Origin of the sequence: Tropicimonas sp. IMCC34043 (assembly GCF_003390845.1) — a bacterium.
In the GTDB taxonomy this organism is placed as follows: Bacteria; Pseudomonadota; Alphaproteobacteria; order Rhodobacterales; family Rhodobacteraceae; genus Tropicimonas.
Map to the genome: position 1 here is coordinate 1,858,091 of NZ_QMEK01000001.1, position 12,304 is coordinate 1,870,394.

Genomic DNA, 12,304 nt, shown 5'->3' on the forward strand with positions numbered 1-12,304 from the left:
GCTCGATCATCAGATCATCTCCGCGGCTTTGCGGGCGCGCGCCTGTTTCTCGAGTTTCTTCATGTTCCGGTCGCGGAACTCCGGGTGCAGGTTCGGCGAGCCTTCCCAGATGCCCGTGCTGTCCTCGGTGCCGACGCCGTCGAAGAAGTCCTTCATCCGGTCCATCCGGGCCTTGCCCGCGATGGCTGCATTGACGACCTGTGCCAGCGAGGCGGCGCCTGCCGGGCCCATCAACGGACGCGCCGAGATGAGGTTGGTGAAATAGAGCGCAGGCGTCGCCATTTCCTTGGCCTTCTGCACGACCGGTGTCGTTCCGATGGCCAGATCCGGGCGGATCGCCTCCATTGCCGCGCAATCGTCTTCCAGCGAGGCGCGGAACTTGACCTTGACGCCGCGCGCCTCCAGCCAGTCCCGGTCGGCCCGCGACCACTCGGTGCGGCCACAGGCTGTCCCGACATAGGGAACCTCGGCGCCGCTTTCGATCAGAAGCCGGGCGACCAGCAATTCCGAGCCCTCATAGCCCGAGAGCGTGATCGTGCCCTTGATCGGCGCGGACGCCAGCGCCCCGCGGATCGCGGGCAGGAAGGCGTTCTGCGCGGCAGCGACCTTTGAGGCGCCGACCCCGAAGGCTTCGCCAATCGCGGCAAGCCAGGCGGCCGTGCCGTCATGACCGACCGGGGCAGAGCCCACGACGCCACGTCCGGCAGCCTGAAACTCGCGGATCGATGCGGTGTAGAACGGGTGGATCGCCGCCGCGACACCGCAATCGAGCGCCGCATAAAGCTCGCGCCACTCGCGGCAGGGCACCACCGGCCCGACGCCCAAGCCCATCGGGGCGAGCAACTGGCCAATCGAGATCGGATCGACCGGGAACATCTCGCCCAGCAGCGCCAGGGTCGGCCGGTCATGCTTGCCCGAGGTGGGGCGGGCGACGGGGCCGGCCTCGGCCTCGCGGCGGGCGTAGTTCAGCATCGCGCCCGCCAGCACGTCCTTGGCCTCGGCATGGGTTGGCACGCCAAAGCCCGGCACGTCGATGCCGACGATCCGCACACCGTCGATCTCGTCCGGCAACAGCCGCAGTGGAACCCCCGACGCGGTCGGCACGCACAGGTTGGTGACGATGATCGCGTCATAGCGCGCCGGATCGGCAAGGTCGTGCACCGCCGCGCGAATGTCTTCGAACAGCTTGCCGGTCACCAGCGTCTCGGAATTGAATGGCACATAGCCGACCGAGCGGCGCGCACCATAGAAGTGGCTGACAAAGCTCAGCCCGTATACGCAGCAAGCCGAGCCGGAGAGCACCGTCGCCACACGCCGCATCCTCAGGCCCACCCGGAGGGAGCCGAAAGCGGGACACATACTTTGCGGCTTGTCGTGGGGTCCCTGGGGATAATCGGCCGCATAGCGATCGAGGATCTCCGACTGGCCTGCCATGCGAGCGGCGGCATCCATCTTGGCAGCCTCCGCGTGGCAACCTTGTCCGCCCGTGTCGACCGGCGCCGCGGGGATTGGCTCCCCACGGATCACCTCGGCCGACCCTGCGGCATCGTATTCTGCCTCTTCGGTCATGTCTGGTCAGGCCTCGTCATAGAAGATTTCGAGGCTCTTCTTCGGCGCGGCGTTCTTGCCGCGCATGTCCGAGTCGGTCGCAGGCTCCAGTACGATATCGCCGCCCGTCTGCTCGGCCGAGAACAGCCCGAGAAGGCCATCCTGATCGAGCGGGGTCGGCCGCACCGGCGGCGCGTCGGCAACATTGCGGGACAGCTCCGAGAACAAGGCGCCCCAAGGGCTCTCGTCGGTGCCGACGATCTGGTAGCTTGCCGATTTCTTGCGCAGGTCATCGTCCTGCGGGATCGAGGCCAGCACCGGAATGCCCGCCGCCGCCGCAAAGGCCTGCGCCTCGCCCGAGCCATCGTCCTTGTTGATGACAAGGCCCGCGACGCCGACGTTACCGCCGAGCTTGCGGAAATACTCGACCGCCGAGCAGACATTGTTGGCGACATAGAGCGACTGCAGGTCGTTCGAGCCGACCACGATCACCTTTTGCGCCATGTCCCGTGCAATCGGCAGGCCAAAGCCGCCGCAGACCACGTCGCCGAGGAAATCGAGCAGGACATAGTCGAAATCCCAGTCGTGGAAGCCAAGCTTCTCCAGCAGTTCGAAGCCATGGATGATGCCCCTGCCGCCACAGCCGCGCCCGACCTCCGGGCCACCGAGTTCCATGGCAAAGACGCCGCCGCGCTTGAAGCAGACATCGCCGATGACCACCTCCTCGCCAGCAAGCTTCTTCCGGGTCGACGTTTCGATGATCGTCGGGCAGGCCTTGCCGCCGAACAGCAGGCTGGTGGTGTCCGATTTCGGGTCGCAACCGATCAGCAGCACCCGCTTGCCGTCTTCGGCCATCTTGTGGCTGAGATTGGCGAGTGTGAAGCTTTTGCCGATGCCGCCCTTGCCATAGATCGCGATGATCTGCGTCTTCTTGACCGGCTCGCGCGGCTCGATCTCGCCCCAGGGTTCGCCCGCTTCCGCACGCAGGCGGTTGTCATAGTCGTCATGGCCGTTCGGCAAATCGAGGGTCATGCGGCCACTCCCCAGTCCAGGATCATCTTCAGGCAGTCGGGGTCCTCGAAAGCCGTCTCATAGGCACTTGGTGCCTCCTCGGCGGGCCGGCAGTGGGTGATCAGATCCCCAAGCGACAGCGCGCCGGATTCAACCAGCGTCCGGGTGGCAAACAGATCCTCCCGCGTCCACTCGGCGGCGACGCGGAACCGGGCTTCCTTCATGAAGGCGAGCGGGAAGGCAAAGCTGATCGGTTCGGGATAGAAGCCCGCCAGCACGATCTCGCCGCCCTTGGCCAGACGCCCGATCAGGCTGTTCAGCAGGTCCGACTTGCCGGTGGCATCGAAGATGCAGGCATAGTTCCGGCACGGATCCGCGTCGGGATGCAGCACCTCATAACCCGCAGCACCGGTGCGCCGCTTCGGATTGGTCTCCCAGACCATCGGTGCCGGCGCGCCCGCAGCAATCGTCAGCCGCGCCAGCAGCCGCCCGAGCACGCCATGGCCGACGATCAGGTCGGGCATCGAGGTATCAAAGCCGGCGATGGCGTGGCGCGCAGTGGCCGCAAGCGCCAGCAGGGCGGCCTCGCGACCCATTCCGGGATCGACCGGCAGCAGCCGCTCGGCAGCGGTCGAGATGGTTTCCGCGGCGCCGCCGAAAAGCCCGCGCACTTCACCGAAACAATTCGCCCCGGGAACGAAGACCGTCTGACCCACCCGCAGCGCACTGCCGGGACCGGCCTCGATGACCTCGCCCACGGCTTCATAGCCGGGAACCAGAGGATAGCCCATTCCGGGAAACGGCGGCATCGTGCCGGTCCAGAGCAACCGCTCGGTTCCGGCAGAGACACCGGAGTGGCGGATGGCGACCAGCACGTCCGTATTCTGAGGCCGGGTCAGGGGCACGACATCGCACCTCAACTGCCGCGGCGCCTCGAGTATGACTGCCTTGGTCTCCACCCTGATCCCCCCGTTTTCTGCTGTTCGATTGCCACGCAGACCGTGTCTGACTCGCCGCTTCCGAACTGACTGTAAGTTTATCGTTACTCACAACTATGTCAATCTGGATTGACACATTTAGCGACAAGCGCGGCAGTCTGTCAGATGTCAGATTTGATTGCGGTAACGACGCTGGTCACGAAGGGCCATGTGCCCTGCGACGCGCGCAAACCCGTGAATCCTGCCGATTTCAGCATTTCCATATGCGCCTCGACCGACCGTGGACGGCCGGTTGTCATCGCCATTGTATAGAATCCGAAATAGGCATCGCCCGCGCGACTCGGATGGCGACCCCCCGCCATCGGCTCGGAAATGACGATCTTTCCGCCCGGAGCGAGCGCTTCGAAGGCCAGCGCCAGGATCCGCTCGACCCGGTCGTCATCGTGATCATAAAGAACCCGCACCAGCGTGATCGCCTCGGCGCCCTTCGGCAGGGCCGCGTCGTCGAAACTGCCGCCGATGGCCGTGGCGGCCACGCCCTCGCGTTCAAATCGTTGCGCCGCCCGGGCGGCGACCTCGGGAAGGTCGAAAAGTCGCAGATCGCAATCGGGCCAACGCTGGGCCAGGCGGATCAGAAAGCTGCCGTCGCCGCCGCCCAGATCCATCACACTGCGAATCCCGCGCAGATCGAGCGCCCGCAGCGTCTCTTCCGCGACCAGCGCCTGCGAGGCCGCCATGACATCTGAATAGGCCGCGGCCGTGGGGGCATCGGGCGACTTGCCGCCGCCGACATAGGGCCAGAAGGCCGCAAGCTCGGTGTCGGTCTCGCCGCGCAGCAAGGCGACCGGATCCGCAAGGTCCCGGAAGAGCAGCGCATGATGTCGGATCATCACCGCAAGCCCCGGCACCGACAGCACCGGCGCCCCGAGACGTCCCAGACCATATCGCCCGCCCTGCCGCAGTGTCAGGATCTCGAGCGCGGCCGCCGCGTTGCAGAGCGTCTCCATGCGGGCAGGCGAAACACCGGTCGCCGCGGCAAGATCGTCGACCGCGCGCGGGGCCTCTGCCACGGCGGCGAGAAGGTCCAGCTCCACGCAGGCGCTCAACACTTGCGAATAGACGAAGCCCGACATCAGATCGAAGACGTCCTGCCCGTTGCGGCGCGCAATCCCACGCAACACCGGAAGCCGCCGCGCCCAGCGGTTGAACCGGGCCGAGGCGATCAGTCTTGCACGCAGGGTGTTGACGTGGTCTCGCACCGATGCCGAGACCGAAGCCCCCGTGCCGGCCGGCGATCGCCGACCCATGTCAGCCGACCTTGAGCTTCACGCCCATCGGAGTAAGACGATCTGCCTGACCGCGAACGATCTGTGCCAGCGTAGCCTCGCCAGGACAGGACGGGATCGACGAGATCGCGCCGCCGAGCGTGTCCTGCAGACGCCGGATCGCGCCGTCGATCCCCAGATCCGCCACCGCGTTGGGACGACCGTGCACGGCATCCTGCCCGACCGGTTTTCCCAGCGTCTCCTCGTCGAGGACGGCATCGCGCAGATCGTCGGCAACCTGAAAGGCCTCGCCGATTCGCATCCCAAGCTCGGTCCAGGCAGCCGGGTCACTGCCGCCGGCGATGGCACCCATTGTCGTGGCGGCAACGAACAGCGACCCGGTCTTGGCCTTGTGATAGGCTGAGAGGTCGACGCAAGGTTCGCTTTCCCATCCCTGACCGGCGCAGATGCCACCCGGCATGCCGGACGCCCGGCCAAGCGTCGTCACAAGCGACAGCGCGCGGGCGGGATCGACCGTCCCGGCACGGGCCAGCACCTCGAAGGCCATGATGATCAGGGTATCCCCCGCCAGAATTGCCAGCGGTTCGCCGAAAGCAGCATGTACAGAAGGCTTTCCGCGCCGAATCCCGGCATCGTCGAAACACGGAAGGTCGTCGTGGACGAGGCTGGCGCAATGCATGAGTTCGATTGCGACGCAGGCGGCATCGGTCAGTTCGGGGCAATCGTCCCCACAGGCCTTGGCGACGGCAAGGGCAAGCATGGGGCGCACTCTGGCGCCACCGGGGAACACAGCGTACTCCAGCGCCGATGCAAGCTTCGGCGGTGTTGGCGGCGTCTGACCCAGGCCAATGGCCCGTGAAATTGCTGCCTCTATCCTCTGGTCCATGGCACCGCCCTCGAGATTGTCATTTCAACATGACACATGTACTGTCAGTTATGCTGTACACTCCGTCCCCTCATGTCAACTGCAAGGACGTCCATGGCGACCCGCGAAGGTCAGAAAGTCATCGTGATCGGCGCCGGAATCGGCGGCCTGGCGGCCGCCCTGTCGCTGCGCGCCTCTGGCGCCGAGGTTACGGTATTCGAGCGTCACGGGCACCCGGGCGGCAAGATCCGCACGCGGGCCTCAGCGGCCGGCCCGGTCGATACCGGCCCCACTGTCCTGACCCTGCGGCGCAACTTCGAGTCGCTTTTTTCCGAGATCGGCGCACGGCTTGAAGACCATATAGACTTGGTCGCCGAGCCGCTTCTGGCCCGTCACTTCTGGCCCGATGGCAGCCAGCTTGACCTGTTCGCGGATCGCGCCGCCTCGGCCGATGCGGTCGGGGTCTTTGCCGGCACCAAGGCCTCGCAGGAATTCCGGCTGTTCTGCGACCGCGCGAGCCTGCTGCTCGACACTTTCGAGGCCCCGGTGATGCGCGCGCGCAGGATGGTGCCCCGCGACATCGCAGCGCGGACCCTGGCCGGGGGGCTGCCCGTGCTGAGAGCCATGGCGCCCATGCGCAGCATGGACGCGGCCCTCAGGAGCGCCTTCTCGGACTCGCGGCTTGCGCAATTGTTCGGGCGCTATGCCACCTATGTCGGCGGGGCGCCGCAATTGTCGCCTGCGATTCTGTTGCTGATCTGGGCCGCCGAGGAAGGCGGGGTCTGGCGGATCCGGGGCGGGATGGCATCGCTTGCCGGCGCGCTGCACCGGCTGGCCGTCGCGAACGGCATCGACGTTCAGCTCGGCACCCCGATAAAGCGTCTCGAATGCCAGCAAGGGCGGGTATCGGGTGTCGTGACAGACGACGGCATACGGCACGCGGCGACGGCGGTCGTTTTCAACGGCGATCCGGCCGCGTTGCAGCGGGGCCTGCTTGGCATCGCCGCGACCGGCGCCGTTTCCCGTCGCGCCGTCAGCCCGCGCTCTCACTCTGCCTGTGTCTGGGCCTTTGCCGCGACCCCACTCGGGGCACCTCTGGTCCATCACAACGTGTTTTTCGGCACCGATCCCGCAACCGAATTCGGCCCGCTGGCGCGGGGCGCGCTGCCGCAGGACCCGGCGCTTTACGTCTGCGCGCAGGACCGCGGCGCAGGCGCGGCCCCGAACGGGCAGGAACGATTCGAGATCATCATGAACGCACCGCCCGTTTCGGACACCGGCACCGGTTGGGACGAAGAGGAGACACTGCGATGCCACGACAGCACGATCCGGCTGCTATCGGAGAGGGGGCTGCACTTCACGCCCGCACCGGAGCCGCGGGCGATGACGACGCCGGCGGACTTCGCGCGGCTGTTCCCGGGCTCGGACGGATCCCTCTACGGGCGGAGCCCGCATGGAATGATGGCGAGCTTTCTGCGGCCGACGGCCCGCAGCAACCTGCCGGGGCTCTATCTGGCAGGGGGCGGGGTGCATCCGGGGCCTGGCATCCCCATGGCCCTGCTCTCCGGGAGGCACGCGGCCGCGGCGATCGTGAGCGACCGAACTTCGACCTCCTGATCCCGCCCGACGGCTACGCCTGGTGGTATGTCGACGGCATCTCCGACGACGGCGAAAGGGCGATCTCGATCATCGCCTTCATCGGCTCGGTTTTCTCGCCCTGGTACCGCTGGTCGGGCCGGCAGCGCCCGCAGGACCACTGCTGCATCAACGTCGCCCTCTATGGCCGCGGCGGCCGCTGGACCATGACCGACCGCGGCGAAAGCGCGCTTCGGCTTGCCCCCGAACGCATCGAGGTCGGACCGAGCCACATGGCCTGGGAGGACGGAACCCTCGTGATCCGGATCGACGAGCGCACCGTGCCGCACATGGACAGGCTGCGTGGCGAGGTGCGAGTGATCCCCTCGGGCATCACAAACGTCGAACTGCCGCTGACCCCCGATGGCGCCCATGTCTGGCGCCCCTTCGCGCCGACATCGCGGGTCGAGGTATCGATGAACCGCCCCGGCTGGACCTGGTCCGGCCATGGCTATTTCGATGCAAACTTCGGCCTGCGCGCGCTCGAGGCCGATTTCTCCTACTGGACCTGGGCGCGGATGCCGCTCGGCCGCGGCACGGCGGCGTTCTACGATGCCGAACGGCGTGACGGGTCACACCTCGAAGCAGCGGTCCAGTTCGATCCCGACGGCACCGCCACGCTGTTTCAGGCGCCGCCGAGGGCGCAGATCCGCCGCTCGCTCTGGGCGGTCCGGCGCGAGACCCGGGCAGATCCCGGCGTACAGCCGCGACAGGTGAAGGCGATGCTCGACGCGCCCTTCTACACCCGCTCTGCCGTCTCGACGGTGATCGATGGCGAAGAAACGGTCGGGGTACACGAAGCGCTCGACCTCGACCGCTTCGCCAGCCGCTGGCTGAAGCCGATGCTCGCCGTGAAGGTGCCGCGCCGGGCGCGATGGCGGTTCAGCGACTGAGGTCGAGCGGGGCCGCGTCCGGGTTCAACCGCCAGACCGAGAAGTTGAGCGCGCCCGCGACCGTGACCCAGATCAGATAGGGCACGAACATCAGCCCGGAGATCCAGTCCACCGTCCAGAAGGCGACAAGCGTTCCCGCCACCGACAGCCACAGAGGCACCAGCACCATCATCCCGCCCCGCAGACGTCGAAGGCCAAAGAACACCGGCGTCCAGAGCGCGTTGAGCGCAACCTGCAACGCCCAGAGCGCGAGGCCGATGCTTGCAGCCTGACCACCGTCGCTGGCCCCGGAAACCCGCGCGGCAGACCACGACATCAGGATGTAGAGCGTGGTCCAGACCGTCGGGAAAACCCAGTTCGGCGGCGTCCAGTGCGGCTTTTTCAGGGATTGGTACCATTCGCCCGGCGGAAAGATCGCACCGGTGACCCCGGCACCAAAACAGGCGGCGAAGTAGATGGCGAAGACAAGGATATCCATCGAAGACCTCTGTTATTCAAGAGCATTCCCGGCAGGTTGATGCTCTGGACCTCCCAGAACCCCGGCCCGCCACCAGGTCGCGCCCGACGAGCGCTACCCGAAGCTGTCCATCGCGCCATCTCCGCACGAAGGCGTCCGGGCGCAAGGGACCCGTTGCCCGACCACGTTCTGGCCGGGTCGGCGCCAGACTGCAACGATCCAGCGGACATTCTGTTCCCAAACGCCGACCGTAAAGGCACGACTGGGATTCCATGGTCACGACGGTCAGGCGTATGTCTGCCCCTGGTCTTCCTGCGCAAGCTGGGCAAGCACCGACAGCACCGTCCCTGCCCGGCCCTCGCCCCAGCCGACCGCCTGGGCGGGACCGCAGGCAGCGTCGATCAGAAAGGCCGCGGCCGGCAACGGCGGCGCGTGGCGCACCGGCGACCGGGGGGCGAGCGTGGTGGCGCCCGCCTGCCCTGCCGCGACCGCAAGAAGGCGCATCTTCTCGGCCCTCGACGTGTGGGCGCGCCGGGTGATGCTGTCGTAATCGGCCGCTGCCACATGGGTTCCGATGCGGGCATAGATCTGGCGGGCCGCAAAGATCCCCATGCGGCACCCGGCGGGAAGACCGGAAACCCCGGCTTCCGAGCGGAGATAGAGGCGCTGCGCCTCGTTCAGCAGACGTTTCACGCAGCGACGGAGCCCCGGCGACGGCGCGGGCGCGGTCAGAAACGCTGCCACATCGATCCCCTCTTCGGCCAGCCAGTCGCAGGGCAGGTAGAGCCGCCCGGCCTCGGCGTCCTCACCGATGTCGCGAGCGATGTTGGTCAGCTGCATCGCAACGCCAAGATCGCAGGCGCGCGCCAGCACATCCCTGTCTCGCACCCCCATCGCCACGCACATCATCGCCCCGACCGTCGAGGCAACGCGGACACAATAGCCGTGCAGCTCATCGAGGGTCTGATAGCGACGCTCCAGCGCGTCCCAGGCAAACCCCTCCAGCAGCGCCTCGGGCAATGCGCGCGGCATGTCGACCTCGGCCACAAGCGCGGCAAAGGCGCGATCGGCCGGGCCATCCTTCGGGGTGCCGGCATAGGCCAGATCCAGACGGTCGTGCAGCGACAGCACGGCCGCGGACTTGGCATCGCTCAGGTCGACCGCGTCATCGGCAAGCCGGCAAAAGGCATAGAGCACCAGCGCACGATCCCGCACATCCCGCGGCAAGAGCTTCGAGGCCGCGTGGAACGAAAGCGACCCGGTCCGGATCGCCTCGCGACAATGGTCCAGATCGCCCGGGTCGATCATGCGGCGGCCCTCGATGCCCGAACGTCCGGCACCAGTTTGCCCAGCACCTCGGCCGAGGAAACCACTCCCGGCAGACCGGCGCCGGGATGCGTGCCCGCCCCGACAAGATAGAGGCCCGGGACCTCCTCGACCACATTGTGCGGCCGGAACCACGCACTTTGCAGGATGCGCGGCTCGATCGAGAAACCGGATCCCAGCGGGCTGAGATAGCGATTCCGGAAATGCACCGGCGTCATCATGTGGCTGGCACTCAGGTGCTGACCCAGACCGGGAAGCAAATGTTCTTCCAGAACTGCCTGAACACGCTGGCGGTACGGTTCTGCCATCTCGGCCCAGTCCACGGGATTTTCATGGCCAAGGTGCGGCACCGGCGAAAGCGCATAGAAGGTGTCGTCGCCCTCGGGCGCGACGGTCGGATCGATCACACTGGGACGGTGGACATAAAGGCTCATGTCCTCTGCCAGCTTGCCATTGGTGAAGATGTCCCGCACCAGCCCTTCATAGCGCGGGCCACTTACAATCGTGTGCTGCCCGGCCTTGGGCCACATGGCCCTGGTTCCCCTGGTGCCAAAGTACCAGACGAACAGCCCCATCGACCAGCGCGCGCGCTTGAGGCGCGCCGGCGTCCAGCGGCGCGACGGCACGTTGCGCAGCAGCCGCTCATAGGTATGCCCGGCATCGGCATTCGATACCACCAGCCCGGCCTTCAGCACCTCGCCGTCGCCAAGCCTGACACCGGCCACCTTGCCATTCTCTGTCAGGATCTCGTCCACGTCGGTGTGATAGCGCATCTCGCCGCCCTGCGCGGTCACGACATCGGCCATCGCCTGCGCCAGCGCGGCGCAACCGCCCATCGCATAATGCATGCCATAGGCCGACTCGAGATAGCTGACGAGCGCATAGATCGAGGTGACGTGGAACGGATCGCCGCCGATGAACAGCGGGTGGAACGACAGCGCCATGCGCAGGCGTTCATCGCGCACCCGCATCGCCACATGGGCCGCGACGGACCGGTCGGCGCGGTATCGCGCGAAGGTCGGCAGCGCCTTGACGGTCTGCCACAACTGGCTCATCGACCGGCGCCCGAGATCCTCGAACCCGAACTGATAGCGATTGCGGGCATCTTCCATGTACCGCTCATAGCCGTCGAGATCCGCCGGGGCGAACCGCTTGACCTCGGCGCGCATGGCTTCCTTGTCGGGACCGACCGAGAAATGCGAGCCATCGGGGAAACGGAAGGTATAGAACGGATCGAGCGCACGAAGGTCCACATCGTCGTGGAAATTCCGCCCGGTCGCCGCCCACAGCTCCTCAAGCGCCTGAGGCACCGTCACGATGGTCGGGCCGAGATCGAATCTGTGCCCGTTCTTGTGGATTGCCGTCGCGCGGCCGCCCGGGGTCTCGAGGCGATCCACCACGATACAGCGATAGCCCTTGGCCCCGAGCCGCATCGCAGCGGCGAGACCACCGAAGCCGGCGCCGATGACGATGGCAACCGGCTGACTTTGCGTGTCTTCGAGGGGAATCGACCCGTCGGAATGTGCGTTCGTAATCATGATGCGACACTAGCAGTGTAAACCTAGGTTGACAATCGCCGTAACGCCGCATTTACTTGCGCCACACACTGCCGATGAGGCCTGCAAACAATGGGCGAGACACAGCAGACCGTCAGCCTGAGCCTGTTTCGTTTCGACAAGCCCTCTGCGCGGATCTGGCCCTTTTTCCAAATGGCGCTTGCAAGGCGCCCGCTGTCCCGCCTTCGCGGGCTGAGGTTTGTCAAGCTGTGCGGCACCGGCAGCGGCGAGGGGTTCACGCCGGTGCCCAACACCGCGGTCTACACGATCCTCTGCGTCTGGGACTCGGCCAACATCGCTCACGAGACAGTGGCCACCGCCCCGGTCTTCGTCAATTACCGCGCCCATGCAGATGCAAGCTGCACCCTGTTCCTGCAGGTCGCCTCGGCGCGCGGGCAATGGTCGCACCAAGCGCCCTTCACCCCGGTGGTGGATCTGCCCGACGGCCCGATTGCCGCGCTGACCCGCGCCACGGTGCGCCCGCACGCGATGCTGCAGTTCTGGAAACGGGCGGGGCCGATCAGCGACGTGGTCGGCGACAACCAGGACGTCGTGTTCAAGATCGGCATGGGCGAGGTGCCCTGGGTGCAACAGGTCACCTTTTCGATCTGGCCCGACACGACGACCATGGCCGCCTTTGCCCGGGCAGACGGCCCCCACGCCCGCGCCATCAAGGCGGTACGCGACGGCAAATGGTTCCGCGAAGAACTCTATGCGCGGTTCCGCATTCTGGACCGGCTCGGCGACTGGCCCGGGCTTTCGACCTTCCCCGAGACAGCCGAGAGGTAA

Annotated in this window: 11 protein-coding genes; 3 read left to right on the forward strand and 8 right to left on the reverse strand. The window is 66.6% G+C overall.

Annotated elements, in window-relative coordinates; translation table 11 throughout:
* Positions 1-9: 9 nt before the first annotated feature.
* From bchY to DQG17_RS08780, 5 genes are all read right to left on the reverse strand, one after another.
* A complete protein-coding gene (gene bchY, locus DQG17_RS08760; RefSeq protein ID WP_116132312.1) occupies positions 10-1,569 on the reverse strand; it encodes a chlorophyllide a reductase subunit Y in 1,560 nt (519 codons plus the stop codon).
* 6 nt (positions 1,570-1,575) lie between these two features.
* Positions 1,576-2,580 (reverse strand): chlorophyllide a reductase iron protein subunit X, encoded by a 1,005-nt coding sequence (locus DQG17_RS08765; RefSeq protein ID WP_116132313.1) that lies wholly within the window; start codon positions 2,578-2,580, stop codon positions 1,576-1,578.
* On the reverse strand, positions 2,577-3,518 hold the full coding sequence (gene bchC, locus DQG17_RS08770; RefSeq protein WP_116132314.1) for a chlorophyll synthesis pathway protein BchC: 942 nt from the start codon (positions 3,516-3,518) through the stop codon (positions 2,577-2,579). Before bchC ends, DQG17_RS08765 begins: the two co-directional genes overlap by 4 nt.
* 140 nt (positions 3,519-3,658) lie before the next feature.
* Positions 3,659-4,804 carry a methyltransferase gene (locus DQG17_RS08775; RefSeq protein WP_116132315.1) on the reverse strand — a complete coding sequence of 382 codons (1,146 nt, stop codon included), beginning with the start codon at positions 4,802-4,804 and terminating at the stop codon, positions 3,659-3,661.
* Position 4,805: 1 nt separating this feature from the next.
* On the reverse strand, positions 4,806-5,669 hold the full coding sequence (locus tag DQG17_RS08780; protein WP_116132316.1) for a polyprenyl synthetase family protein: 864 nt from the start codon (positions 5,667-5,669) through the stop codon (positions 4,806-4,808).
* A 93-nt stretch (positions 5,670-5,762) separates the two neighbouring features.
* Between DQG17_RS08780 and crtD the strand changes: the two genes are divergently transcribed.
* Together crtD and crtC are read left to right on the forward strand one after the other, a co-directional pair.
* Positions 5,763-7,265: a 1-hydroxycarotenoid 3,4-desaturase CrtD gene (crtD, locus tag DQG17_RS08785; protein WP_116132317.1), complete on the forward strand. Its 1,503-nt coding sequence runs from the start codon at positions 5,763-5,765 to the stop codon at positions 7,263-7,265.
* Positions 7,266-7,303: 38 nt separating this feature from the next.
* Positions 7,304-8,176 (forward strand): carotenoid 1,2-hydratase, encoded by an 873-nt coding sequence (gene crtC / locus DQG17_RS08790; RefSeq protein ID WP_116132659.1) that lies wholly within the window; start codon positions 7,304-7,306, stop codon positions 8,174-8,176.
* On the opposite strand, the gene DQG17_RS08795 is transcribed toward crtC, so the two are convergent.
* From DQG17_RS08795 to DQG17_RS08805, 3 genes are all read right to left on the reverse strand, one after another.
* Complete coding sequence (locus DQG17_RS08795) at positions 8,166-8,654, reverse strand: TspO/MBR family protein (protein ID WP_116132318.1); 489 nt, start codon at positions 8,652-8,654, stop codon at positions 8,166-8,168. The genes crtC and DQG17_RS08795 overlap by 11 nt on opposite strands.
* Positions 8,655-8,918: 264 nt before the next feature.
* Complete coding sequence (locus tag DQG17_RS08800) at positions 8,919-9,941, reverse strand: phytoene/squalene synthase family protein (RefSeq protein WP_116132319.1); 1,023 nt, start codon at positions 9,939-9,941, stop codon at positions 8,919-8,921.
* Positions 9,938-11,497, reverse strand: coding sequence for a phytoene desaturase (locus tag DQG17_RS08805; protein WP_116132320.1), 1,560 nt, complete (start codon positions 11,495-11,497; stop codon positions 9,938-9,940). Before DQG17_RS08805 ends, DQG17_RS08800 begins: the two co-directional genes overlap by 4 nt.
* Before the next feature lie 90 nt (positions 11,498-11,587).
* On the opposite strand from DQG17_RS08805, the gene crtA reads away from it, so the two are divergent.
* A complete protein-coding gene (crtA, locus tag DQG17_RS08810; protein WP_116132321.1) occupies positions 11,588-12,304 on the forward strand; it encodes a spheroidene monooxygenase in 717 nt (238 codons plus the stop codon).